We start from the raw sequence: 23,156 nt of genomic DNA, 5'->3' as shown, positions 1-23,156 counted from the left end.
CGGGCTCACGGCGAGCGGGCGGTGAGCTCACGGGCTCACGGCGAGCGGGCGGTGAGCTCACGGGCTCACGGCGAGCGGGCGGTGAGCTCACGGGCTCACGGCGAGCGGGCGGTGAGCTCACGGGCTGCAAGCGGGCGCTCGCTCCCTTCGGCGCCCTAGCGGTCCACGTCTGGGTCCTCACCCAGGAGGGTGACTTCAGCGCCATAGCCGGTGTCCGTTTTGCGCAGCAACCGGAACGCCTTCAGTGCCCCGAGCTGTCACTCACGGGGATGCTTGAGCCCTCTCCTCGAACCCCCAGTCGGCGAGCACCCACCCGGTAGCGGCGAGCACCCACCCGGTAGCGCAGACGAAGCCGATCACCTGCCCCTCTGGCACCGCAAACACCCTCAATCGTCAGGCTGTTCAGCAGGAATACCTCGTCATCCAGGCCTCGATCCGCGCTGGCGAAACCGGTCACCAAGAGCCGTTCGCCGCCGCACTCCCAGCCCGCCGAAATCGCCGCGCCAGTTGTGCGCCGATCGCGGCCCGGCCAGCTCCTCCGTGCTAGGCTCTCTTGCGTTGTCAGTTTGGTTCCCAAGTACTCAGGAGCGCCTGTGGGGAAGTCTGCCCCAGGCGCTCTTTGTCGTAACCCGGGTTTCTCCGGTACGGGCGATCAGTACGGCGACACGAGTCCCGCAAAAAACGGGTCTTACCACCTCGCTCCAGTCCATAATGGCCAGGAGCGATCGACCGTCGAGGAGACGAGCATGGTTACCGGCGTTGTGAAGTGGTTCAACGCGGACAAGGGCTTCGGGTTCATCACCCCGGACGACGGCGGCGCCGACGTCTTCGCCCACTTCTCCGCGATCCAGACCTCGGGTTACCGGAGCCTGGACGAGAACCAGCGGGTTGAGTTCGAGGTGACCCAGGGCCAGAAGGGCCCGCAGGCGGCCAACATCCGCCCGCTCTGATCACAGCCTCACGCTGACATGTAGGCGCCGATCCCGCAGAGGGGTCGGCGCCTACATGCTTGAGTGGCGTGTTGCCTGAGCAGTGTGGTGTCTACGGGATGCGCGTGACGCTCCGGTCACGGCCCCGTCACGCCGGGCTCCGGTCACGCCGGCCCGGTCACGCCGGCCCGGTCACGCCGGCCCGGTCACACCGGCCCGGTCACACCGGCCTCCGGGCGGATCGGGCTTCGGTTATGCCGGCCCGCCATGCCGGCCTGTCACGCCGGTTTGCGGGCCGGGTCGCCGATGTCTTCGGGCCGCGGTGCCGTGCCGCCCATGTGGGCGGGCAGCCACCAGCGGTCGTCGGGGCCGGACGGCTGTTCCGGATAGGCCTGCTGCACCTCGTCCAGCAGTGTGGTCAGCCGCTGGTGCAGCTCCAGCGTCATGCTTTCCGTAGTGCTGCCCTCGTGCTCCGGGATCGGGTCGCCGATCTTGATGATGACCGGGACGTGGCGCTTGGTCAGTTCTTTCTTGCGGCCTTTGGTCCAGAGGCGGTGGGGACCCCACACGGCCATCGGGATCAGCGGGACCGCCGCCGCGCCGGCCAGTCGGGCCGCGCCCGACTTCAGCGCCTTCACCGTGAAGGACTCGCTGATGGTGGCCTCGGGGAAGACGCCGACCACCTCGCCTTTCTTCAGCGCCTTCTCGGCCTCGTGGAAGGCCGCGGTGCCGGCCTTGCGGTCGACCGGGATGTGCCGCATGCCGCGCATCAGCGGCCCGCTCACCTTGTGGTCGAAGACCGCCTTTTTTGCCATGAACCGGACCAGGCGCTTCGCCGGCTGGGCACCGAAGCCGCAGAAGATGAAATCCAGGTAGCTGACGTGGTTGCTCGCCAGCACCGCCCCGCCGGCAGCCGGAATATGGTGCGCGCCTTCGACCTGGATCTTCAGGTCTAGCACTCGGAACATCGTCTTGGCGATACCGACGACCGGGGGGTACACGATTTCCATTCGGTTACGGTACCGGCGTTCGATGAATTCTTCCTGTGCGGGGACAACCGATCCGGGGGTCTCGAACGTCTAATGAGTGACTGCGGTCGCCCCGCGCCGTGGTCCACCCTGAACAGCCGAGGGGTACGGCACTGCCTGGGAGGCCCTGTTATGCACACCGCGTCCGCACGCCGCGAACTCGCTATCGTGTTCGCGCTGGCGGTTCTCGGCGTGGGTTTGGTGGTCATCGTCGCATTTGCGCCTTGGTACGGATCGGTGAGTTACGGCGGCGCCCGCCCGGCGATCGTCGAAACCACCCCGCCGGCGGCGACCCTCGAAATTGAGGCCGTCTCGGCCGGCTGACATCGTTGTCACAACGTTGTCACAACACATCGCGCGCCCCGCCGGCGACGAGGGGCGGCCCCGCTCGGCCCGCACCTCGCCGGCGACGAGGGGGCGGCACCGCTCGGCTCGCACCTCGCCGGCGACGAGGGGGCGGCACCGCTCGGCCCGCGCCACCGCGGGAACACGCGCCGCAGCGAACTCCGCTGACCGCGATCCCGACGACGAGGCTGACCGCGAGCTGACGGCGACCCGACCGTGATCCCGATGGGCGAGCCCGACCGCGAGGCTGACCGTGATCCCGACGTCGACCCCAACCTCGAGGCTGACCGCGACCCCGACGGCGAGGCTAACCGCGACCCCGACGGGGAGGCTAACCGCGACCCCGACGGCGAAGCTGACCGCGAGCCCGACCGCGAGGGTGCACGCGATCCCGCCCGCGACCCCGACGGCGAGCCCGACCGCGACCCCGCCATCGCACCGGATTCGCGTTCGCGTTCGGCGGGGACACCACGCCCCGCCCCGGTGGTGTTCACTGGGATGATGCCCGAAAGCACAAAGACCCCCAGCGCCTGGCCGCGGCCGGGTGGTCCATGGGCTTCCGGCATGGTCACCGTCCACGACGTCCCCCGCCTCGTGCCGCCGCCGGACGAAGACCCGCCAACATCGTCCAGCGCGGACGGCCCACGCCGACGCCGGCAGCAGCTGGCGATTTTCGGCGGGATTGCCGGGGCGATCCTGGCGATCGGTCTGACGATCATTCTCATCGTGGGCCTGTCCTCGGAGGGCGACCCGTTCGGCAGTAAGGCCGCTGCGCCGAGCGAGGTCCGGCCGCCGCTCGCCCAGATGTGTCCGGCGCCGACGGTGCCGCCCAGCGCTGGCCCGGCCGTGCCGCGCGGCCAGCTGCCGCCCGTGACCGGCGAGCGGACCATCGATGCCGAGTCGGGCATCTCCTACCGCAGGTACGGCGCCCCGTGGCAGCCGTGGAACGACACCTGGCGTGCGGGAACGTTGCAGGTGCCCTACAAGGTCGGTCAGCACTTCATCACCGAGCAGTACAGCATGGGGACGTACCATGCCTCGATCTTGTCGGCGGCGGTGCCGGCGGCGGACAACGACGCCGTGAGTCTCAACCTGGAGTGCGTTGGCCGTCAGGTGTCCGCCGACGTCCGTGCCGAGTACTACCCGCAGCCGAACCGGTTGGAGCAGCTGCGGGACGAGATGACCACCCTGGGCGGGCGGCCGGCGTGGCTCAGCGAGTTCCGGCTGCATTTCCAGCAGCCGGGACTCACTGTGACGAACGAGCGGTCGGCGGTCGCGATCATCGACGTGGGCAAGCCGACGGCGGCCGTGCTGTATGTGTCGATCCCGGGCACTCACCGGCAGTTCGACTACGTGATCGACGAGGTCATGAAGTCGGTCCGTCCAGTCTGACCTTCAGGACCCGGTCAGGCCCCACCGCTTGCGCAGGGCGTTGTCGGCGGCGTTGAAGAGCACGTCGATCAGGATGCCGATCACGAGGACCACGATGATGAAGGAGATCACCAGGCTGGCCTCGCTGAGGTCCCGGGCCTGCTGCATCCGTACGCCGATCGACAGCGACCCCGGCACGATCACCAGCAGTTCGCCCGCCATCAGGCTGCGCCAGGAGAACGCCCAGCCCTGTTTCAGGCCGGAGATGAACGATGGCAGGGACGCCGGCAGGATGAGGTGGCGGTACTTGGCGAAGCCTTTCATGCCCAGCACCTGTCCGACCCGCAGCCAGGTGCGGGGTACGTAGTCGATGCCGCTGATCAGCCCGTTGGCCACCGAGGGGGCCGCGCCGATGACGACCACGAACATGATGGCGCTCTCGCTGATCTGGAAGAGCAGGATGGCGAGCGGGAACCACATGATCGACGGCATGGTCTGCAGGCCCGTGATGAGCGAGCCGATCGCCGCGCGCAGCGGGGCGAACCGGGAGACCGCCGCGCCGACGACCGTGCCGATGGCGACGGCCAGGGCGAAGCCGGTCAGTGCCCGGATCATGGTCAGGCGTACGCCCTCCCAGAAGTCGCCTGTGGTGATCAGGGTGCCGAGGTCGGAGAAGACCGTGAGCGGGCCGGGCAGGACATAGATCGGCTTCCATTCGGCCCAGACCACGACCTGCCAGACGGCGAGGACGATGGCGATCGCCAGCAGCTTCGGCCAGGCGCTGCGCCAGATTCGGGTGCCGAGGGCGGGCCTGTCGCTCTTGCCGCCGAGTTCGAGGGCGTCGAGGCCGGTGACGCGGTCGGCGGCCTCGGCCTCCCGCCGGGCGGTGGGGATTTCAGCCTGCATGACGGGCGACCTCCGCGCGGAGCCGGTCGGTGATCTCGGCGGCCTGGTGGGACACCTCGGGGGAGTCGATGCGTCGGGGCCGCTCGTGGGTCACGGGGTAGTCCTCGATGACCCGGCCGGGGCGGCTGCTGAGCAGGATGACCCGGTCGCCCAGGCGCACCGCCTCGCGCACGTTGTGCGTGACGAACAGGACCGTGAGCTGCTGCTCGCGCCAGATCCGCTCCAGCTCGTCGTGGAGGATGTCGCGGGTCATCGCGTCGAGGGCGCCGAAGGGCTCGTCCATGAGCAGGATGTCCGCGTCCTGGGCGAGGGAGCGGGCCAGGGCGACGCGCTGACGCATGCCGCCGGAGAGCTCGTGCGGCCGCTTGTCGGCGAAGCCGTTGAGCCGCACGATGTCGAGCAGTTGCGCGGCGCGCCTCCGGCGTTCGGCCTTGCCGACGCCGCGCAGCCGCATGGGCAGCTCCACGTTGCCGGTGACCGACAACCACGGGTACAGGGCCGCCTCCTGGAACATCAGGGAGACGTGCCGTCCGCCGGTGTCGAGGGTGCCGCCGCTGATCCGGTCGAGGCCGGCGACGAGGGAGAGCAGGGTGCTCTTGCCGCAGCCGGACGCTCCCAGCAGGCACACGAACTCGCCCTTGCGGACGGTCAGCGAGACCTTGTCGAGGGCGAGGAGGGCGTTGCCGCCGGTGCCGTACTGCTTGGAGACGTGGTCCAGGCGCACGACGTCGGTTCTGAGATCGGTTGCTTCCGCGATGCTCATGGTTTCTCCGCGGGTGAGTGCCGGCCGGACCCCGCGGGCCCGGCCGGCGGCTGGTCAGGAGGCGGCGTCGGTGACCGCGGGCTGACCGTCGGCCTTGAGCAGCTCGTTGAGCGGGCCGAGGTCGTAGATCCCCTTGAGGTCGACGGGCTTGAGCAGGCCGACGTCCTGGGCGTGCTGGGCGCTGGTGTAGAGCGAGGACGCGATCGGGTCGTTGGTGAAGGTCAGGTTCTTGAACGCGGCGGCGAGGATGTCGTCCTTGAGCGGCTTGCCGGACAGCGCGGCGATCTGCTCGTTGGCGGCCTTCTGCGCCCCGGCGTTGTCGCCGGCGATGTACTTCTCGGCGGCGATGTGGCCCTGGAGCAGCTTCTTGACGACGTCCGGGTGGTCCTCGAGGAACTTCTGCTTGACGATCAGGTGGGTGGTCACGAACTGCCCGCCCGGCCAGAGGTCCTTCTCGTTGACCAGGATCTTGCCCTTGGACTCGAGCACCATCCGGCTGAGGTTGGGCTCGGGCACCCAGGCGCCGTCGATGGCGCCCTGGGCGAACGCCTGGAGGGCGGTCGCGTTGTCCTGCGGCAGCACCGAGACGTCGCCGCCGCCCTGCTGGTCGGCGTTGAGGCCGTTCGCCTTCAGCCAGGCGCGCAGCGCGACGTCCTGGGTGTTGCCGAGCTGCGGCGTGGCGATCTTCTTGCCCTTGAGGTCGGCGGGGGCGTTGATGCCCTGCTTGACGACCAGGCCGGCGCCGCCGGAGGTGCTACCCGCGATGATCTTCAGCGCGGTGCCCTTGGACGTGGCCCAGCCGTTGATGGCGGGGTTCGGTCCGATGTAGGTGGCGTCGATCGCCCCGGAGAAGAGCGCCTCGATCGCGGCCGGGCCGGCGTTGAAGGTCTTCGCCTCGAGCTTGGTGCTGCCCAGCGCCTGCTGGTAGAGGCCGTTCTTGACGCCGATCAGCGCGGGCGCGTGGGTGATGTTCGGGAAGTAGCCCAGGCGCAGGCTGGTGACTTTGCCGCCGGCGTCCGCGGCGTCGTCGCCGCAGGCGGAGAGGGCGGAAGCGGAGACAAGGGCGGCGGCAGCGAGGGCAAGCGCACGGAGGGTGCGGGAGCTCATGCTCACTCCTAAATGGTGGAAGTCGCGGGAATAGTGAGTTCAGCGAGGGTGCGGTGGTCGACGACTCCCTCGATGGCCTCCTCCACCGCGAGCCATACGTCCCTGAGGCCGGTCGCGACCCCGTGGTACGTCGTGGTCGTGGTGGGTAGGCCACGAACGGTGGTCAGCGCTCCGCCGGAGGCCCGGACGACGTCGCCGACGGTGATCTCCTCGGCCGCTCGGGCCAGGGAGTATCCGCCGTCGACGCCGCGGTGGCTGTGCAGCAGGCCGGCGCGGCGCAGGTCGAGCAGGATGCCCTGCAGGAAGCTGAGCGGGATGTCCTGTGCCGCGGCGAGGTCGGCGGCCTTGACCAGGTGCGGATGGTCGGCGGCGACCGCCAGCATGGCCCGGACGGCGTAGTCGGTGCGTGCCGAGACGTACACAGGGATGTCCTCTCGGTCCGAACTCCGGCGGAGCGAAACTCTATCTGATGGATGGGAATAGTGGATCAGATGGGAGAAGTGCGTCAAGCCCCGACCGCATCATGGGAAGCTCCTCACCCGAACCGGGTCGGACGAAAGGCCCACAGAACCGAGCACACATGTCAGAAAAGTGTCAGGAAAGTGTCAGGGGTCGGGGAGCCCCGGCTGTGGGACTATCACCCCCGTGTTCGCTCTGACCGAGCGTCGTCGCACGTCACAGGTCGTACGCCTGGCACCCGGAGTGCGGGTTCGCGGGCCGATCGCCTACGTCCCGCAGCGCGACCACTTTTTCGCCCTCGATCCCGCGCACGAGTCGGTCGTGCGCCGGCTGGGTGGCTGCCGCTGGAGGATCGAGGGCCACGAGGACGAGGTGCGGACCCTCGCCCAGCTCGGCATCTGTGACACCGAGCCCTGGACGCCGCGCCGACCGTTCTTCGGGCGCTCCGTGGTCGGACGGCTGGACGCGCTGCCGCCGATCACCGAGCCGCTGGTCGTCAACTGCTTCGCGACGGCCCACTGCCCGCTGCGGTGCGCCTACTGCCACGCCGACGACCTCATGACCGGCTACCGCGAGCAGGAGAACGCCCGCTGGCTGGAGCGGGTGCTGCGGGTCGCCGGCGCCACCCCGGCGATGGTCGGCGTGGTCACCGGGGGCGAGCCACTGGCCCGCATCGACCGCACCACGCGGCTGGTCGAGCGGCTAGCCGCGACCGGCAAGGCGGTCGTGCTCGACACGTCCGGCGTCGGCGACTTCGGCCGCGTCGTGCCGTTGTTGGTGCGCCACCGGGTGCACGTACGGATCTCGTTGGACAGCGCGGACGCCGCGCTCAACGACTCCCTGCGCCCGGCGAACCGGAGGTTCGTGCCGCTCGGGACGAGCGCGGCGGCCTGTGCCAGACAGGCGATCAAGGTGGCCGTCCGGGCTGGCGTCCCGTGCAGCGTGCAGACCGTGGTCACCGCGCGCAACACCTCGGTCGTCGGGCTGCTCGCCCTGCGCGACCTGCTCGTGGAGCTCGGCGTGACGACGTGGGTCCTGCACGTCGTCGTGCCCGTGGGCAAGGCCGCCGACCCGCGGCGGGCCGCGCTGCTCGCGCCGGAGACCGTGCAGGACGTCCTCGACGAAGTGGTCCGGCGGACCGCCGCCGAAGGGGTGGCGATCGACATCCGGATCACCGGCACACACCGGGCGCCCAATTCCACCCTGCTGATCAGCGCGAAGGGCGAGCTCGCCGTGGAGGATGTGGCGCGGGGCGGCAAGAAGACCTTCGTGCTGCCGCGCATCGGCCTGCGCGGCGCGGTGCTCCGGCACTTCCGCGCCCACGTGGACCTGGAAGGACACGCGAACCGCTACCTCAACGGCTCACTGGCCGCCTATGACGCGAGGCTGAACGACCACGCCGCAGCGGTCTCGAGCAGCGCCTTCACGCTCGTCTCGTCGCCCTCCGAGAGCCGTAACACCCGCGCCGGGACATAGCCCTCGGCATCGACTTCCCGCAGCCAGGCGGCGGCCATGTCGGTGCGGTTGGCGGTCTCGAAGACGCTGACGATCTCGGCGGCCGCGGCGAGGCGCCGGCGTACCGCGTACCCGGGTCGGGTCGGCGCGGCGAACCAGGACCGGAACTCCGCGACGGTGGTCGCGCCGGCCAGGTAGGCGGTCAATTCGTTTCCGAGCGCGGTGACGCACAGCTCCGCGTGGTCGTCGACAGTCGCGGGGTGGTGGCCGACGCGCTCCAGCACGGGAGCAGTCATGACATCGACGCTAGCTCCGTCCGGCCAAGAGCGCGACCGCCGAACGGACACCTCGTGCTTCATCGGAGAAAAAGGTCGGTAACCCGGGCGGCGAGATCGTCGAGAACGGGCTTGCCGTCCTCGATCGCCGCGACGAACGCCGCCCACGAGTCCAGCGGGAAGTCGTCGGTCTCCGGCACCGGCTCATGATTGAGGTACCCGGGCAGAAGCAGCGCGTTCTGGAACAGCCAGGGAATGTAGCTGCCCTCCGCGTCCCAGCCGGGCAGCTCCCGGGTGCGGTGCAGATAACGCCCCAGCTCCTCCTGCGACGACCACCGCAGCATGTGGGCGTCATGGCGCAGACTCTTGATGTACGGGTTGTAGAGATGCCCCGGACCCAACCCGAACGTCTGTCGCCACTGTGCCCACAGGATCGCCTCGTCGCGCCCGCCCAGCGTCATGACGTCGTTGGTCGCACTCTCCAAGAGCATGCTGTTCAGGTACGGCCACAGCGTCAGCGGCGTCAGCAAATTCTTCGCATCCGTACGCAGCAACGACTGCAAGATAGGCCACGCGTTCTTCTCGAGCTCGTCCCACGACGTCAGGTTGGGCACCGCCTTCACCGCCGCCAGCAGACTGTAGAGCGACGGGTTGTGGTCGCCGTAGAAAGTGCGGGCCACCGACCAGGGATCCGTGGGGCGCAGCAGCGCCTCGGGGCCGTCCGCGGCCGGGAGCCGCGAGCTCTGGTCCAGGAATTCCGTCAGGCTGACGAAGTCGCGCACCGCGCCGTGGCCGGTGTGGTCGATCCACCGGTCCAGGTCCGCGCGGAATTTCTCCTGCGAGTCGTGGTTGCGGGAGCCGACGTCGTCCACGCAGACCCGGACCTCCACGCCGAGGCGGGCGAGCGCGCCGGCCACGAACGCCTGCACCATGTGGATCACCGACGCGCGGGCGCGCAGCCGTACCGGCCAGAGCATCCGGATCGGCTGGACGGTGCCGCTCAGCTGGGTCACCCAGCCGAACCGGCGTTCCAGCTGCAACAGCAGGCCGGCCACGTCGCGCGGCGGCAGCGTGCCGGGCTGGGAGACGAGCTGGCGCTCCCAGATGTGGTGGCGTACCCGGTTCTGCAAGCCGGTCGCGCGTGGCGGCACCGGCACCTCGGCCCGCTCGGCCAGCGCCGGGAACAGCCGTTCCGAGTCGACGCCGGGGAAGCACTCGACGGCTACTCCGGTCCGGTCGCGCAGCCCTTCCGCCGTGCTCAGCGCGGTGGCCGCGTCCGCGTCGCCGAGCGCCCACAGCACCCGCATCGGCCGGGTACGGCCCAACGCCGCGGCGATCGTGCCGGCCCAGTCGCTGCTGCCGATCACGCAGACCGTGTCGCCGCGGATCAGGTCGGCGGTGGTGGCCACCAGCGGCGCGTTGTCGGCGAGTCGGGCGGGGTCGTGCAGCAGCTGGGGGCCGCGGACGTGCAGGGTCGGCCGCCAGAAGCCGTGCAGGTGGAAGACGCGGACGGCACCGTCGGACCCGCCGGTGTGCCCGAAGCTGCCCCGGCTGTCCAGCGGCAGGCTCACCGCGCGCCCACCCGCGTCGCGGATCGCGATCTCCAGCAGCGGGTCGAAGTTGGTGGTCAGCACCCGGTGGTCGAACGCCTCGGGGATGCGCGCGAGCAGATGCCCCAGGGCCTGCACGCCGCGCGGCAGCTGCCACGAGAAGCGGTCGTTCTCCACGCCCTCGCCGATACCGCGCTCGAGGCGTTGGCCCAGGCCGTGGGTGGCCAGCGGCGACTCCATCGGGTCCGGGGCCGCGTACGCCTTCAGCACGGCCTGCTGCGCGATCACGTCGAACGCGTCGCCGGAGACCCAGTCGGTGAAGACCCGCCTGTACGCGCGGTAGACGGCGATCGGCGCGGCGCCCACCAACTCGGCCCGCGCCTGCGCCAGGGCTCGCTCCAGCGCCCCGTCGTCGTTGCGCCCCGCGGCGTAGCCCTCGGCGATCTCCAGAACGCCGTGCACCCGGGGTATGACGCTCGCCGTGATGCCGGAGCCGACGAGCAGGGTGATCTGGTCGGCGTCGCGCAGCGCCGCCGTCAGCCGATCGAGCAGCAGCAGCTCGCCGGCGCTCAGGCCGCCGTCCACCGGCTCCGCTTCCGGCGTCGTCATCGGCCCGCCTGCAAGGACTGCCAGAGTTCGCCGGGGCGTTCGGTGAAGACCTGCCGGGAGGTGTGCCGGCTGGTGATCAACGCGCCGCGGTCGAGATATTCCTCGAGCTCCCCGGCCCGCCACCCGAGGTAGCCGATGAAGACCCGCATCGCGTCGACGCTCTCGCTGACGTCCTCCGGGGTCCCGGAGAGGTGCATCGTGCCCAGTCGTTCGCGGACCGGCGTGAACCGCAGCGGCTTCGGGGCGCCCGCGCGCAGCGAGGTCACCACGATGTAGCCGTCCTGGGCCACCGGGCCGCCGTGGAACAGCATCATCGGGTTGCGCAGCAGCGGCCGCCACGAGGCGGGAAAGTCGGCGGGGAGGTCGCCCTCGGGACGGGTGATGCACACGCCGAGGGCGCCCGTCTGGTTGTGCCGCAGCACGAGGATCGCCCGCTGGCCCAGGTCCTCGTCGACGAACCAGGGCGCCGCGTAGAGCACGCTGCCGGCCAGGTTGTGTCGGGGCGCGGCCGCGTTGTGCACCAGGGAGATCTCCCCGCCGGCGTCCCGGGCCCGCAGTTCGGGCCGCTCGAAGCCGCGGCGCAGCATGGCGCGGCGCACCGTACGCCAGATGGCGTGGACGGTGAGCGCCGGCGGCATGGCCTCCGGCGGCGGTGGCCGCAACCCCTCGCGCAGCAGCCGGATCAGCTCCCCGGTGAACGCGGTGTGCACCTCGTCGCGCGGTGCCATGGCGGGCCGGTTGGCCGGAGCGGACACCAGCAGACACGTGCCGGCGGTCTCCGCCTTGTCGGCGACCGCGTCGGTGCCCGTGCTGTCCCCACCCATCTCCGACCCGGCGCGGCCGGAGTAGCAGCAGTCGAGGATCACGACCCGGCGGCGGGCCCGGGTGTCCGCGACGGCGCGGCGGATCCATTCGTACGGAACCCCGCGCTCGTAGGGCACCTCGGGGTCGCAGCCGGGCAGCCCCAGGATCAGGTTGTCGTCGTCCGCGTCGACCAGCCCGTGCCCCGCGAAATACACCAGCAGCAGCCCGTCCCGCTCGGTCGCGGCCGCCGCCCGCCGGATCGCCCGGCTGACCTCGGCCGGGTCCTCGGGGTCCGCCAGCACCTGCACGTTCTCCGCGGGCACACCCCAGAGATCCTCGCTGTGCAGCAGATCGTTCAGGTCGATCACGTTGCGCCGGGCGGCGGGCAGCGGGGAGAGCCGACGGTACGCCGCGACGCCGATCAGCACGACCTGCGAGACGGCCGGGTCTGCCACGTCAGCCATCGGCTTACTGCTGCTCGCGGTCTTGAAGCTGCTGGAGGGCGTTGGCGAGGGCCTGAGGGTCCTCCGCCTCGATCCGGGTGGTGGTGCCGTCCGCGGCCGAGTGCACGATGGTGACGTGTGGGCTGGGATGGCGCGCCTGCCGCCAGGACGCCACGGCGAGGGCGAGCTGACCGGCGGAGAGCCCGCTGCCGATGACGAGTGTCAGAACGTCGAGCAGGGCGCCCATGGCCTCCGGGTCGTCGCTTTGCGCCCGCGCGAGCCGGCCGTCGACGCGTACCCGCTGCTCGCCGCGTAGCCAGCGGTGAAGCGACTCGGCGTCCTCGGTCGACGCGCACTCCAGTCGCAGCTCAACCGGCATTGAGCCCCCTCGCTCATATCGATGCATTTAATGACGTCGTGGACCTGCGTTACGCGAAAGCTAGCACTCCGCCTCCAGCCGGTGACCGGGCGTACCCATCGGATGCGGTGGCGGGGGGTTAGATTCTTGGGGTGGCCCGCAGAACGAAGATCCCCGCGACGAAATATCCGGTCGAACGGTTCACCCTCGGCAATGGCTTGCGGGTGGTGCTCACGCCCGACCGCAGCGCGCCGGTCGTCGGCGTGGCGGTGGTCTACGACGTCGGCATCCGCTCCGAACCCGAGGGGCGCACCGGCTTTGCCCACCTCTTCGAACACCTGATGTTCCAGGGCTCGGAGAACCTCGAGAAGCTCGCGCACTTCCGGCACGTGCAGGGCGCCGGCGGCAGCTTCAACGGCTCCACCCACCTGGACTACACCGACTACTTCGAGATCCTGCCCGCCGGCGCCCTCGAGCGCGCGCTCTTCCTCGAGGCGGACCGGATGCGCGGTCCCCGGCTGACCGAGGAGAACCTGCGCAACCAGGTGGACGTGGTCAAGGAGGAGATCCGGGTCAACGTCCTCAACCGGCCGTACGGCGGCTTCCCCTGGCTGAAGCTGCCCCCGGTGATGTTCGAGACCTTCCCCAACGCGCACGACGGGTACGGCTCCTTCACCGACCTGGAGAGCGCGACCGTCGACGACGCGGCCGAGTTCTTCCACAAGTACTACGCCTCGGGCAACGCGACGCTGGCGGTGGCCGGTGACTTCGACCTGGCCGCCACCGTCGAGCTCGTCGAGCGGCACTTCGGCGACGTGCCGGCCCGGCCGAAACCGGAGCTGCCGGACTTCGCCGAGCCCGCGCTGTCCGGCGAGCGCCGGGAGAGCTATGTCGACCAGCTCGCCCCACTGCCGGCGATCGCCGCCGGGTGGCGGGTGCCGGATCCCATCGCCGACTTCACCGCCTACCTGCCGTACGTCGTGCTGGCCGAAGTGCTCACCGACGGCGACGCCTCGCGCCTGGTGGAGCGGCTCGTGCAGCGGGACCGGATAGTCACCAGCGTTGGCGGCTACCTCGGCTTCATGGGCGACGAATACCAGGTTCGCAACCCGACGGCGCTGCTGTTGCAGGCGCACCTGCCACCCGGCGGCGACGCCGACAAGGTGCTGCGGGTCGTCGACGAGGAGCTCGACCGGCTTGCCACCGGCGGGCTCGCGCCGGGCGAACTCGCCCGCACCCAGGCCCGCATGGCCACGCACCTGCTCCGCGACACCGACGCGGTGCTCGGCCGCGCGCTGCCGATGGCGGTGCTCGAATTGCAACGCGGAAGGCCGGAACTGCTCAACGAATTGCCGAAACTTGTCGGCGAGGTCACCGAGGCGCAGGTCGTCGCGGCCGCCGCCACCCTGCGGCCCGAGGGCCGCGCCACCGTCGAGGTCGTCCCGGGAGTCGACAAGTGAGCGCCAGGACCCTGCCGGACCTCATTCCGGATTCCAAGATCAAGCTGCCGAAGCAGGCCGAGCGCACGCTGAGCAGCGGCCTCACGGTCATCGCCATCCGGCGACCGGCCGTGCCCCTGGTCGAGCTGCGGCTGCGGATCCCGTTCGGGCGCTCGCCGCTGGCCCGCGCGACCCTGCTGTCACAGGCCCTGTTCACCGGCACGGCCACCATGTCCAGCGTCGACATCGCCGCCGAGCTGCAGACCGTCGGCGGTGGGCTGTCCGCCGGACTCGACCCCGATCGACTGCTCGTCACGGGCAACTCGCTCGCGTCCGGCCTGGACCGGATGCTGGAAATCCTCGCCGGGGTGCTCACCGACGCGGCGTACCCGGCCGAGGAGGTCGCCACCGAGCGGGACCGGCTGGTCGACCACATCCAGGTCGCCCAGAGCCAGCCGGGGCACCTGGCCCGCACGGCGCTGCTGAAGCGGATGTACGGCCGGCACCCGTACGCGGTCCAGACCCCGGAGCCGGAGCAGGTCAAGGGCGTACGCCCGGGGCAGCTGCGTGCGCTGCACGCCGACCGGATCCGCCCCGACGGCTCGGTGCTGGTGCTCGTCGGCGACATCAACGTCGAGAAGGCGATCGACGCGGCGGAGAAGGCGCTCGGCGGCTGGATCGGCGCGGGCCGCGACGGCAACGTGCCCGCCACGCCGGCGCTCGAACCCGGCCCGCTGCTGCTGGTCGACCGGCCCGGCTCGGTGCAGTCCTCGATGCGCATGGCGCTGCCGGCAGTGCCGCGCACCGACCCCGACTACGCCGCGCTGCAACTGGCCAACATGGTGTTCGGCGGCTACTTCTCCTCGCGCTGGGTGGAGAACATCCGCGAGGACAAGGGATACACGTACGGGCCGCACACCGCGATCGAGCACTTCGTCGCGGGCTCGGCCCTGGTGGTGGCGGCCGAGGTGGCCACCGAGGTGACCGGCCCGGCAATGCTCGAAACCCTGTACGAGCTGGGCCGGATCGCGAGCCTGCCGCCGGGCGAGGACGAACTGGAGCAGGCCCGCCGCTACGCCCTGGGCACGATGCGCCTGGGCATGTCGACCCAGGCCGGCCTGGCCGGGCTGGCCAGCATCTACGCCACCTTCGGCCTGCGGCTGGACTACCTCACCGAACACTCGGCGGCGCTGGCGTCGGCGACCCGCGAACAGGTTGCCGAGGCGGCCTCGCGCTACCTCGCCCCGTCGCGGGCGGTCTCCGTGGTCCTCGGCGACGCGGACCGGGTCGAGAGCCAACTCGCCACCCTGACAACGGTCGAGCGCGGCGCCGCGTGAGCCTCTCATCCCCACAGCAAGCGGACCAGCCTGACGTCGGCGAGCAGCAGCCGGGCCTCGACGGCCCGCCGCTCGCCCGCACCTCCCTCGACCGGGCGTCGCACCACCGACAGGACGAGGCCTGGCTCGCCGAGGCGTGGAAAACCGGCCTCGTCCTGATCGTCGACATCGCCAAGGGCGGCCGCGCGCTCGTGTCGGGTGCGTCCTCGGACAACCCCGCGTTGGTGCTCGTCGGCGCGGACGCGGCCCCGGAGGGCGAACGGCTGTTCCTGGGCATCGACCCGGGCGGCGTACCGATCTTCGCGGTCGACGCGCCGCTGCCCGAGACGGACGGCGCCGAGCCCCGCAGCCTGCGAGACATCGGCGACCGGCTCGACGCACGCGACGCCGGCATCCTCACCGCCGCCGCCGCACTGGGCAACTGGCACGCCACGCACCTCTACTCGCCGCGCTCCGGGCAACGGACCACGGTCATGGAGGCGGGCTGGTCACGGATCGACGCGGACGGCGCCCAGATGTGGCCACGCACCGACCCAGCCATGATCGTCCTGGTGCACGACGGCGTCGCCGGGCCGGAGGGAGTCTGCCTGCTCGGCCACAACGTTGCCTGGCCGGCGCAGGACGGCGTCCGCCGCTTCTCCTGCCTGGCCGGCTACGTCGAGCCCGGGGAGTCCGCCGAGGCCGCGGTCGTCCGCGAGGTCCGGGAAGAGGTCGGCGTCAGGCTGCGGTCACTGCGCTACGAAGGCAGTCAGTCGTGGCCGTACCCGGGCTCGCTGATGCTCGGATTCACCGCCGTCGCCGACCGGAACCAGACGATCGTCGTCGACCCGGAGGAGATCGACGAGGCGCGGTGGTTCACCCGGCGGGACGTCGCTCGGATGATCGCCGGAGACTACGTCGACCCGGCCTCCGGCGTACGGATGAGCCTGCCGATGCGGTCTTCGATCGCCTTTTATCTGGTCGAGCGCTGGTTGGGCGATTCGCTCCCGTAAGGCGGGCTACTGCCCACCGTTTGGCGGAGGTTGTGTGCACCGGCGAACCTGATCATGTGGTCGTGACCCCGAAATTCCTCCGCTACCTGGGGCTGGCCGGCTCGGTGCTGCTCGCCACCGCCGGCTGGCTCGGCGGTGCGCTGCCCGCGGCGGACCTCGCCGCCACGCCGGTCAGCATCGCGCGCGGTTCCTATGGCCCGGCCATCGTCGGTTTCTGGTTGGTTGGGACCGCTTTGCAGGCGTACGCCTGGTGGGCCGGCCGCGACCGCATCCCCTCGGCCCGCTGGGCGTTGACCACGGCGCTGCTGTGGATGGCCCCGTTCCTGCTGGTCCCGCCAGTCGGCAGCCGGGACATCTACTCGTATGTGTGCCAGGGCGAGATGTATCTGCAGGGCGTCGACCCGTACACGAACGGGGTCGGGGTCCTGCCCTGCACCTGGCTGGAGACCGTCTCGCCGATCTGGCGCGACACCGCGACCCCCTACGGTCCGCTTTTCATCGTCATCGCCGCGGCGGCAATCTCGGTGGGCGGCAGCCTGACCGGCGCTCTGATCGCCTTTCGCCTGATCACCGTCGTCGCGATCGTCGCGATCGCGGCCGGCCTGCCGACGCTGGCGCGCCGCTGCGGCGTCGAGCCGCGACTGGCGCTCTGGGTGGGCCTGGCCGGTCCGCTCGTAGGTGCACACCTACTCGGCGCGCCCCACAACGATGCGATCATGCTCGGCCTGGCGGTTGTCGCGCTCCTTCTGATCGTACGGATGAGCCCGCACCCGCTCGCACTACTGATGGCCGGGGCGCTGCTGGGCCTGGCCGTTGCCGTCAAGGCGACGGCAGTAGTAATCGTCCCGTTCGCCGTTCTGGCCGCTTCCCGTCCGCTATGGCGGGCGTTCGCGTTGGTCGGCGGCTCGGCGCTGGCTGTTCTCACGGCGGTGACCGTGGCCAGCGGGCTCGGTTTCGGGTGGATTCCCGCGATGCGCGGCGGCAGCTCCCTGATCCAGTTCACCTCGCCGCCCACGGCGATCGGGATGACCCTGACCTACATCGGGCGGCTGTTCGATCCCGACTTCGACGCCGTCCCCGCCGTCCGTACCCTGGCTCTCGCGCTGCTCGCCGCCGTTCTGGTCGCGCTCTGGTGGTGGGCGTACCGCAACCCGGACCCCACACGTGCCGCACTGCGCGGCGCCGCCCTCGCGCTCGTGGCGTTCGTCGCTCTGGCCCCCGTCTTCCACCCCTGGTACGCGCTGTGGCCCCTGACCCTGCTCGCGGCCACCACCACCCGCATCCGGGCAGTCATGATGATCTCGATCGCCGCCGCCTTCTCGGTCATGCCCGACGGCAGCGGCCTGACCCGCTTCGTCAAATTCCCCGGCGCGCCGATCGTCACCCTGCTCCTCATCGCCCTGCTGGTGACGGCTGTCAGGCGCTCCGGCGCACGCAAGAGCCCCGGCTCATCGCCGGGGCCCGATGCGTCACTGAACCGCTCAGCGGTGTGAAAGTCGGATCAACCAGCCACGTCTGTTACTCCCCTGCGTCATGCCGCGGCGGTCAGCGAGTCCAGGTGACGGCGCACGACCTTGCTCAGGAGGTCCGGCGGGAACCGCTGCGGGAACAACACGGCCTGCAATCCCAGCCCGTCGAGCACGGCGTGCAGGCGGATGCTCTCCAGCTCCACATCGAGGTCAGCAGGCAGGCCGCCGGCTGCCTGCGCACCGCGCAGCGTGCGGTGGACCAGGTCGTACATGGTCTGCTGGATCGCCTCGGCGTGCGTCAGCAGGGTGGGACGAGTCTGGGCCGCTACCGCGAACGCGTGCCGCAGCACCACTTCGTCGCGGCGTACGTCGTCTAGCGGGAGCAACTCGGCTAGCAGCTCCTCGGTGCGGTGCCGCCGTTCCTCCCGGCTGTCGCTGGTGCCCGTCAGCAGGCGTTCGGCGTGCGTCCACACTCGTTCCCCGACGCGGCGCCCCAGCTCCTGTACGGCGAAGATCATCAACTCGTCGTGATCGGTGAAGTAGTGCCGGACCGACCCGATGGCCAGTCCGGCCTCGTCCGCGACGTTGCGCAGCGTGGCCGCTTGCAACCCGTAATGCGCGACGACGGCGTGCACGGCGTCGGCCACCGCGCGGCGCCGTTGCTGGGGATCCACGATCTTCGGCATGGGCTTTTATAGCACGGTCATGCCACAATGTTTTGGCACGGTGATGCCAAATACGGAGGTTGCGGAATGAGCGGCTGGACTCTGGCGACGATGACTGTCGTAGTGCTGATCGTCATCGTGGTGAAGAGGTTGATCGGCGAGCCGCTCAACCTGCGGGACGCGTGGGCGGCGCCGGTCATTCTCACCGCGATCGGCCTCTACGGCCTCTTCAAGGCAGAGGGCCTGGACGTCGGCGACTACGCCTGGCTGGTCGGCGGCTCCGTGCTGGGTCTTGCGCTCGGCTACCTGCGCGGTTCCTTCGTCGTGGTCTACGAGAAACGCGGCTTCCTGTGGCAGCGATACCGCGGCCGGACCTTTGCGGCGATCATCGGCACGCTGGTCCTGATGTTCGGCTACAGCCTGCTCGCCGACAAGCTCGGCATGCGGGCCGAAGCTCGCCCGATCCAGCTCGCCATCGGCATCAGCTTCATCGGTGAAGCGCTGGCCGTGACCCGCCAGGGACTCGCCCTACGGGTTCCGTTCGCACCCGCGCACCGATGACGGCTACAGCGCGCAGGCATACGAGCAGACCCCGGCTCATCACCGGGGCCTGCTGTACGACTGGACCGCCAAGGCGGTCGACGGTTGCTGGATCAGCCAGCCACACCCGTGCCTGTCAGCGCTGCCTTGACCTGCGTGATCGACGGATTCGTCATGACGATCTCGTCTCCGCCATCGGTGGGAACTATGCGTACCGTCGGCACCGTCTGGTTGCCGCCGTTGACGCTCATCACGAACTCGGCGGCCTTCGGGTCCTGCTCGATGTCGACGACGACGTACGCGATGCCCTCCCGGTCGAGCTGTGACTTCAGCCGGTGGCAGTAGCCACACCAGGGGGTCGAGTACATGGTCAACATCGGTCAGGTCCCTTCGGAGAGGTCACATTGGCACTATGCCATCCGCTCCAACGTCGGACCCGGGTGCCATGATTCCCGGTTGTGACAGCGGAAAGGGTTCTCGCCGGGCTCGACCCCGACCAGCGGCGAGCGGTGACCGCCCCCGCCGGACCGGTCTGCATCCTCGCTGGAGCCGGCACGGGCAAGACCAGGGCGATCACCCACCGCATCGCGTATCGGACGCTGCGCGGTGACATCAGCCCCCGCCATGTGCTCGCCGTCACCTTCACCGCGCGCGCCGCGGCCGAGATGCGCGCCCGCCTGACCGGCCTCGGCGCCGGCCGCGTCCAGGCCCGCACCTTTCACGCCGCCGCCCTGCGCCAGCTGCGGTATTTCGCGCCGCGGCTGCTGGAGGGCCGGGCGGTGCCGGAGCTCGTCGAGAGCAAGGCGCGCCTGGTGGCGCTGGCCGCCAACCGGGTCGGCGTGCGCGCCGACCGCACCGCCGCCCGCGACCTGGCCAGCGAGATCGAATGGGCCAAATCGTCGCTGGTCGAGCCAGGGGAGTACGTCGTCGCCGCGACCAAGGCGCTGCGCGAGCCGCCGTACGAGGCCGCCAAGGTCGCGGAGATCTTCGCCGCGTACGAGGCACTCAAGCGCCGCCAGGGCGTGATCGACTTCGAGGACATGCTGCGCGCCGCCGTCTGGGGCATCGAGGAGCACCCCGACGTCGCCGAGCAGGTCCGCTCGCAGTACAGGCACTTCGTCGTCGACGAGTACCAGGACGTCAACCCGCTGCAGCAGCGCCTGCTGGAGGCCTGGCTCGGCGGCCGCGACGACCTCACCGTCGTGGGTGACGCCAGCCAGACCATCTACTCCTTCACCGGCGCCACCTCGTCTTACCTCGTCGACTTCCCCCGGCAGCGCCGCGAGGCCGTGGTGGTGCGCCTGGTCCGCGACTACCGCTCCACCCCGCAGGTCGTCGGCCTCGCCAACGCGGTGATCAAGCAGGCCCGCGGCACCGAGGCCAAGCTCCGGCTCGAGCTGATCGGCCAGCGGCCCCCCGGCGCCGAGCCCGATCTCAAGATCTTCCCGGACGAGCCCGCCGAGGCGGTCGCCGTCGCCCGCCGGTGCCGCGAGCTGATCGCCGCCGGCACCCAGGCCAGCGAGATCGCCGTGCTGTTCCGGACCAACGCGCAGTCGGAAACCTACGAGAAGGCGCTCGCCGACGCGGAAGTGCCATATGTGGTCCGCGGTGCGGAGCGGTTCTTCGAGCGCCCCGAGGTGCGCAAGGCGGTGATCGCGCTGCGCGCGGCCGTGCGTTCCACCCCGGGGGAGACCCCGCTGGTCCAGGCCGTCGTGGACGCCCTGTCGGCGACCGGCTGGGCCCGCGACCGCCCCCCGCCCGGTGGGGCGCAGCGTGAGCAATGGGAGGCGCTCTCGGCGATCGTCACCCTCGCCGAGGAGTACGAACGCAGCCCCGCGCTGCTGCCCATCGGCGAGGCCGGAGCGGTGCAGCGCGACGTCTCACTCTCCGCCTTCAACGAGGAACTGGCCCGCCGCGCCGAGCAGCAGCACGCCCCGACCGTCGAAGGCGTCACCCTCGCCTCGCTGCACTCCGCCAAGGGCCTCGAATGGGACGCGGTATTCCTCGTCGGGCTCGCCGACGGCACCCTGCCCACCACGTACGCGAAGACGCCCGACCAGCTCGAAGAGGAGCGCCGCCTGCTCTACGTCGGGGTCACCCGGGCCCGGCAGTGGCTCTGGCTGTCCTACGGGCAGTCGCGTTCCCCGGGCGGACGCACCCGGCGCACCTGCCGGTTCCTGCCGCAGCTCGGCGATACCCAGCACCGCACCTTCGACAAGGCCGGGGCGGGAAGTCGGAAAGCTGTCAATCGACGTACGCAGGTGATCTCCTGCCGGATCTGCGGCGCCACGCTCCTGGCCGGCGCCGACCGCAAGCTGGGCCGCTGCCCCACCTGCCCGTCGGACCTCGACGAAGAGCTGTTCGAGCGACTCCAGGCATGGCGAGCGCACACCGCCGCGGAGCAGAAAGTCCCTGCGTACGTGGTGTTTACCGACGCCACGATCGTGGCCATCGCGGAACGCCGACCGAGCACCCCACCGGAACTGCTGGCCATCGCCGGAATCGGCCCCCGCAAGCTCGGCCAGTACGGCGCCGCGGTCTTCGCTCTGGTCGGCGGCGCGAGCCCCGCGGAGCTCGCCGCGAAAAACTTTGAAAACTAGTCCGTTAATTCGTTTGCCCTCGCTTGCGGGGACCGCATAGCCTCAGGTCACGCCTTGGCGAGCAGCATGCTCGACGAGGGTCCGGCAACGAGTGCAAGAAGTGGAGGAGGTGGCACCGATGAGGATCAACAAGACGATCGAGCGACCGTCGATGCTGCTTGCTGCCGTCTGCGCTCCGTCCGTCTCGTGCCTGCCAGTCCCCGCCCCGGTGGCGACGTCCGTCCTCGCGACGGCGTATGTCCCCGCGGCGACCTTGGTTGCCGAACGGGCCCCGGCTTCGCAGGCGCACCAGGTCCAGATCCAGGCCGAGCTGGTCCGGATTCTGGTGTCCGTCGATGGAAGCAACGGGACCACTGGGTTCGTGGGCAGCAACAGCATCGCCCGGAAGCGTCAGCTGATGGATGGTGCCAGCGGTGTCCCGCCTCGAGGAAGGCCGGTCTGAGCAATCAGACCTCCGGCTCACCTCGAGGCCGCGGAACCCGTAACCGGGATCCGCGGCCTTAATTTTTTGCCGGCCCACAGGCCGGCGTGTCACAGCACCACCGATCCAGAAGATCGCGAGAAAGAGAGAGGTGACCGGGCTTTATGAGTCTGGCGCTGGCCCCACTCGACGTGAGCGTCGAGATCGAGGCAAACCTGCCCTGTCGGAAGTTCGACCCGGACCTGTGGTTCTCGGACTCCCCGGCCCAGCTGGAACTGGCAAAGTCGCTCTGCGGGGACTGCCCGCTGCGCGTCGAGTGCCTGGCCGGCGCGGTCGAGCGGAACGAGCCCTGGGGCGTCTGGGGCGGCGAGATCTTCGAGCGCGGCGCCGTGGTGCCGCGTAAGCGGCCCCGTGGCCGCCCCCGCAAGGTCGACGTCGCCCGCGACGCCGAGCTGGCGGTCGAGGTAGAAGAGCGGCTCGCGGCCAACGGCCTCGAGAGCCGCAGCTCGGTCCGACTGGCGGCATGACATGACCATCACCACCCCTTACCGGAAGACGGAAAACGTAGCCATGACCTCGAACGGAACCACCAAGGTGAGACTTATCCAAGAAGCGCTCTCGCGAGCACGAATGCGTCGGCCTCAGGCCGACCACCACCCTGAGGCGCACCGTCCCGCACGCCAGATCGCCATGGCGGCCCGCCACCGGGCCGCACGGGAACTGGGTGGACGCCTCTGATCGACCATGAATCATCTGGCCCCGTCCGCAGTCACTGCGGGCGGGGCCCTTTCTATGGCACCGGTTTCCACTGGCACCGGCTTCTACGGCACAGGCAGATTCACGGATCTACAGACCTGCGCGGGTGCTGTGTGCGAGCCGATGCCCGTGGTGCCGGCCCTTGGGCAGGCCCCCGCTGCCCCCATTGCCGATTGCCCGATTGCCGGCGTTGACCACCGCCCGCCGCCGGCATTGCCTGCTGCCGGCCGACCTCCGGCGGTAGCGGCTTACTGCTGGCGTTGCCCGTCTCCGTGCCCGGTGCCTGCTGCCCGCGTTGCGCGCTGCCCGCGTCGCCCGCGTTGCCCGCTGCCCGCGTTGACTGCTGACGGCCGACCTTCGGCGACGGCTGACCGTTCGACCTCCGGCGGTGACGGCTGACTGCTGGCGTTGCCCGCGTTGCCCGCGTTGCCCGCGTTGCCCGCGTTGCCCGCGTCGCCCGCGTTGCCCGCTGCCCGCGTCGCCCGCGTTGCCCGCTGCCCGCGTCGCCCGCGTTGCCCGCTGCCCGCGTCGCCCG

General features: G+C 70.5%; 23 protein-coding genes. 12 read left to right on the top strand and 11 right to left on the bottom strand.

Features of this window, described 5'->3' with window-relative positions; translation table 11 throughout:
• Positions 1 to 746: 746 nt before the first annotated feature.
• On the top strand, positions 747 to 950 hold the full coding sequence (locus AB0M36_RS09875; RefSeq protein WP_015625344.1) for a cold-shock protein: 204 nt from the start codon (positions 747 to 749) through the stop codon (positions 948 to 950).
• Between the two features lie 257 nt (positions 951 to 1,207).
• Here AB0M36_RS09875 and AB0M36_RS09870 read toward each other — a convergent pair whose 3' ends face one another.
• Complete coding sequence (locus AB0M36_RS09870; protein ID WP_364154950.1) at positions 1,208 to 1,939, bottom strand: lysophospholipid acyltransferase family protein; 732 nt, start codon at positions 1,937 to 1,939, stop codon at positions 1,208 to 1,210.
• A 150-nt stretch (positions 1,940 to 2,089) separates the two neighbouring features.
• Here AB0M36_RS09870 and AB0M36_RS09865 point away from each other — a divergent pair, with 150 nt between their 5' ends.
• Both AB0M36_RS09865 and AB0M36_RS09860 read left to right on the top strand, forming a co-directional pair.
• Positions 2,090 to 2,281 (top strand): hypothetical protein, encoded by a 192-nt coding sequence (locus tag AB0M36_RS09865; protein WP_364154948.1) that lies wholly within the window; start codon positions 2,090 to 2,092, stop codon positions 2,279 to 2,281.
• Positions 2,282 to 2,527: 246 nt separating this feature from the next.
• A complete protein-coding gene (locus tag AB0M36_RS09860; protein WP_364154946.1) occupies positions 2,528 to 3,694 on the top strand; it encodes a hypothetical protein in 1,167 nt (388 codons plus the stop codon).
• A gap of 3 nt (positions 3,695 to 3,697) precedes the next feature.
• Here the strand turns inward: AB0M36_RS09860 and AB0M36_RS09855 are convergent, their stop codons facing one another.
• Genes AB0M36_RS09855 through AB0M36_RS09840 form a run of 4 tightly spaced genes read right to left on the bottom strand, consistent with a single transcriptional unit; the run spans position 3,698 to position 6,871 of the window.
• Positions 3,698 to 4,579 (bottom strand): ABC transporter permease, encoded by an 882-nt coding sequence (locus AB0M36_RS09855; protein ID WP_364154945.1) that lies wholly within the window; start codon positions 4,577 to 4,579, stop codon positions 3,698 to 3,700.
• Positions 4,569 to 5,342 carry an ABC transporter ATP-binding protein gene (locus AB0M36_RS09850; RefSeq protein ID WP_364154943.1) on the bottom strand — a complete coding sequence of 258 codons (774 nt, stop codon included), beginning with the start codon at positions 5,340 to 5,342 and terminating at the stop codon, positions 4,569 to 4,571. Before AB0M36_RS09850 ends, AB0M36_RS09855 begins: the two co-directional genes overlap by 11 nt.
• Before the next feature lie 54 nt (positions 5,343 to 5,396).
• The gene (locus tag AB0M36_RS09845; protein ID WP_364154942.1) at positions 5,397 to 6,449 is read right to left on the bottom strand and encodes an ABC transporter substrate-binding protein; all 1,053 of its coding nucleotides are present in this window, start codon (positions 6,447 to 6,449) and stop codon (positions 5,397 to 5,399) included.
• Between the two features lie 8 nt (positions 6,450 to 6,457).
• Complete coding sequence (locus tag AB0M36_RS09840) at positions 6,458 to 6,871, bottom strand: Rrf2 family transcriptional regulator (RefSeq protein ID WP_364154940.1); 414 nt, start codon at positions 6,869 to 6,871, stop codon at positions 6,458 to 6,460.
• 223 nt (positions 6,872 to 7,094) lie between these two features.
• On the opposite strand from AB0M36_RS09840, the gene AB0M36_RS09835 reads away from it, so the two are divergent.
• Positions 7,095 to 8,384 carry a radical SAM protein gene (locus tag AB0M36_RS09835; protein WP_364154939.1) on the top strand — a complete coding sequence of 430 codons (1,290 nt, stop codon included), beginning with the start codon at positions 7,095 to 7,097 and terminating at the stop codon, positions 8,382 to 8,384.
• Here the strand turns inward: AB0M36_RS09835 and AB0M36_RS09830 are convergent.
• The 4 genes from AB0M36_RS09830 to AB0M36_RS09815 are packed head-to-tail and all read right to left on the bottom strand — an operon-like array spanning position 8,282 to position 12,423.
• On the bottom strand, positions 8,282 to 8,659 hold the full coding sequence (locus tag AB0M36_RS09830; protein ID WP_364154937.1) for a hypothetical protein: 378 nt from the start codon (positions 8,657 to 8,659) through the stop codon (positions 8,282 to 8,284). The two genes, AB0M36_RS09835 and AB0M36_RS09830, sit on opposite strands and share 103 nt — an antisense overlap.
• Positions 8,660 to 8,718: 59 nt before the next feature.
• A complete protein-coding gene (locus AB0M36_RS09825; RefSeq protein ID WP_364154935.1) occupies positions 8,719 to 10,797 on the bottom strand; it encodes a hypothetical protein in 2,079 nt (692 codons plus the stop codon).
• Positions 10,794 to 12,065 carry a YqgE/AlgH family protein gene (locus AB0M36_RS09820; protein WP_364154933.1) on the bottom strand — a complete coding sequence of 424 codons (1,272 nt, stop codon included), beginning with the start codon at positions 12,063 to 12,065 and terminating at the stop codon, positions 10,794 to 10,796. Before AB0M36_RS09820 ends, AB0M36_RS09825 begins: the two co-directional genes overlap by 4 nt.
• A 4-nt stretch (positions 12,066 to 12,069) precedes the next feature.
• A complete protein-coding gene (locus AB0M36_RS09815; protein WP_364154932.1) occupies positions 12,070 to 12,423 on the bottom strand; it encodes a hypothetical protein in 354 nt (117 codons plus the stop codon).
• 131 nt (positions 12,424 to 12,554) lie between these two features.
• Between AB0M36_RS09815 and AB0M36_RS09810 the strand changes: the two genes are divergently transcribed.
• The 4 genes from AB0M36_RS09810 (at position 12,555) to mptB (ending at position 17,663) form a co-directional block, all read left to right on the top strand.
• Positions 12,555 to 13,862, top strand: coding sequence for a pitrilysin family protein (locus AB0M36_RS09810; RefSeq protein ID WP_364154930.1), 1,308 nt, complete (start codon positions 12,555 to 12,557; stop codon positions 13,860 to 13,862).
• Entirely contained in the window at positions 13,859 to 15,178 is a 1,320-nt protein-coding gene (locus AB0M36_RS09805) for a pitrilysin family protein (protein WP_364154928.1), read from the top strand. Before AB0M36_RS09810 ends, AB0M36_RS09805 begins: the two co-directional genes overlap by 4 nt.
• Complete coding sequence (nudC, locus tag AB0M36_RS09800) at positions 15,175 to 16,170, top strand: NAD(+) diphosphatase (protein ID WP_364154927.1); 996 nt, start codon at positions 15,175 to 15,177, stop codon at positions 16,168 to 16,170. Before AB0M36_RS09805 ends, nudC begins: the two co-directional genes overlap by 4 nt.
• A gap of 62 nt (positions 16,171 to 16,232) precedes the next feature.
• Positions 16,233 to 17,663, top strand: coding sequence for a polyprenol phosphomannose-dependent alpha 1,6 mannosyltransferase MptB (gene mptB / locus AB0M36_RS09795; protein ID WP_364154925.1), 1,431 nt, complete (start codon positions 16,233 to 16,235; stop codon positions 17,661 to 17,663).
• Positions 17,664 to 17,701: 38 nt separating this feature from the next.
• Here mptB and AB0M36_RS09790 read toward each other — a convergent pair whose 3' ends face one another.
• Entirely contained in the window at positions 17,702 to 18,325 is a 624-nt protein-coding gene (locus AB0M36_RS09790; RefSeq protein WP_364154923.1) for a TetR family transcriptional regulator C-terminal domain-containing protein, read from the bottom strand.
• 90 nt (positions 18,326 to 18,415) lie between these two features.
• Here AB0M36_RS09790 and AB0M36_RS09785 point away from each other — a divergent pair, with 90 nt between their 5' ends.
• Positions 18,416 to 18,865, top strand: coding sequence for a DUF1453 domain-containing protein (locus tag AB0M36_RS09785; protein ID WP_364154922.1), 450 nt, complete (start codon positions 18,416 to 18,418; stop codon positions 18,863 to 18,865).
• A 92-nt stretch (positions 18,866 to 18,957) separates the two neighbouring features.
• Here AB0M36_RS09785 and AB0M36_RS09780 read toward each other — a convergent pair whose 3' ends face one another.
• Positions 18,958 to 19,221, bottom strand: coding sequence for a mycoredoxin (locus AB0M36_RS09780; RefSeq protein ID WP_364154920.1), 264 nt, complete (start codon positions 19,219 to 19,221; stop codon positions 18,958 to 18,960).
• 81 nt (positions 19,222 to 19,302) lie between these two features.
• Between AB0M36_RS09780 and AB0M36_RS09775 the strand changes: the two genes are divergently transcribed.
• The 3 genes from AB0M36_RS09775 to AB0M36_RS09765 all read left to right on the top strand — a co-directional run bounded on the left by AB0M36_RS09775 (position 19,303) and on the right by AB0M36_RS09765 (position 22,392).
• The gene (locus AB0M36_RS09775) at positions 19,303 to 21,444 is read left to right on the top strand and encodes an ATP-dependent DNA helicase UvrD2 (RefSeq protein WP_364154919.1); all 2,142 of its coding nucleotides are present in this window, start codon (positions 19,303 to 19,305) and stop codon (positions 21,442 to 21,444) included.
• Positions 21,445 to 21,562: 118 nt separating this feature from the next.
• Positions 21,563 to 21,886, top strand: a complete 324-nt coding sequence (locus AB0M36_RS09770; protein WP_364154918.1) for a hypothetical protein — start codon at positions 21,563 to 21,565, stop codon at positions 21,884 to 21,886.
• 143 nt (positions 21,887 to 22,029) lie between these two features.
• A complete protein-coding gene (locus tag AB0M36_RS09765; RefSeq protein WP_364154917.1) occupies positions 22,030 to 22,392 on the top strand; it encodes a WhiB family transcriptional regulator in 363 nt (120 codons plus the stop codon).
• Positions 22,393 to 23,156 lie beyond the last annotated feature (764 nt).

The organism is Actinoplanes sp. NPDC051346, assembly GCF_040682215.1.
GTDB lineage: Bacteria > Actinomycetota > Actinomycetes > Mycobacteriales > Micromonosporaceae > Actinoplanes.
Note: the sequence above shows the minus strand (reverse complement) of the source record. Positions and strands in the feature narration are given on the sequence as shown.

What these genes read in the sequence shown, in the direction of transcription:
- AB0M36_RS09845 (WP_364154942.1), bottom strand. Translation starts at nt 6,449, where the DNA reads ATGAGCTCCCGCACCCTCCGTGCGCTTGCCCTCGCTGCCGCCGCCCTT.
- AB0M36_RS09825 (WP_364154935.1), bottom strand. Translation starts at nt 10,797, where the DNA reads ATGACGACGCCGGAAGCGGAGCCGGTGGACGGCGGCCTGAGCGCCGGC.
- AB0M36_RS09820 (WP_364154933.1), bottom strand. Translation starts at nt 12,065, where the DNA reads ATGGCTGACGTGGCAGACCCGGCCGTCTCGCAGGTCGTGCTGATCGGC.
- AB0M36_RS09860 (WP_364154946.1), top strand. Translation starts at nt 2,528, where the DNA reads ATGGGCGAGCCCGACCGCGAGGCTGACCGTGATCCCGACGTCGACCCC.
- AB0M36_RS09770 (WP_364154918.1), top strand. Translation starts at nt 21,563, where the DNA reads ATGAGGATCAACAAGACGATCGAGCGACCGTCGATGCTGCTTGCTGCC.
- AB0M36_RS09790 (WP_364154923.1), bottom strand. Translation starts at nt 18,325, where the DNA reads ATGCCGAAGATCGTGGATCCCCAGCAACGGCGCCGCGCGGTGGCCGAC.
- AB0M36_RS09850 (WP_364154943.1), bottom strand. Translation starts at nt 5,342, where the DNA reads ATGAGCATCGCGGAAGCAACCGATCTCAGAACCGACGTCGTGCGCCTG.
- AB0M36_RS09765 (WP_364154917.1), top strand. Translation starts at nt 22,030, where the DNA reads ATGAGTCTGGCGCTGGCCCCACTCGACGTGAGCGTCGAGATCGAGGCA.
- AB0M36_RS09815 (WP_364154932.1), bottom strand. Translation starts at nt 12,423, where the DNA reads ATGCCGGTTGAGCTGCGACTGGAGTGCGCGTCGACCGAGGACGCCGAG.
- AB0M36_RS09830 (WP_364154937.1), bottom strand. Translation starts at nt 8,659, where the DNA reads ATGACTGCTCCCGTGCTGGAGCGCGTCGGCCACCACCCCGCGACTGTC.
- AB0M36_RS09855 (WP_364154945.1), bottom strand. Translation starts at nt 4,579, where the DNA reads ATGCAGGCTGAAATCCCCACCGCCCGGCGGGAGGCCGAGGCCGCCGAC.
- AB0M36_RS09865 (WP_364154948.1), top strand. Translation starts at nt 2,090, where the DNA reads ATGCACACCGCGTCCGCACGCCGCGAACTCGCTATCGTGTTCGCGCTG.
- AB0M36_RS09785 (WP_364154922.1), top strand. Translation starts at nt 18,416, where the DNA reads ATGACTGTCGTAGTGCTGATCGTCATCGTGGTGAAGAGGTTGATCGGC.
- AB0M36_RS09780 (WP_364154920.1), bottom strand. Translation starts at nt 19,221, where the DNA reads ATGTTGACCATGTACTCGACCCCCTGGTGTGGCTACTGCCACCGGCTG.
- AB0M36_RS09870 (WP_364154950.1), bottom strand. Translation starts at nt 1,939, where the DNA reads ATGGAAATCGTGTACCCCCCGGTCGTCGGTATCGCCAAGACGATGTTC.
- AB0M36_RS09875 (WP_015625344.1), top strand. Translation starts at nt 747, where the DNA reads ATGGTTACCGGCGTTGTGAAGTGGTTCAACGCGGACAAGGGCTTCGGG.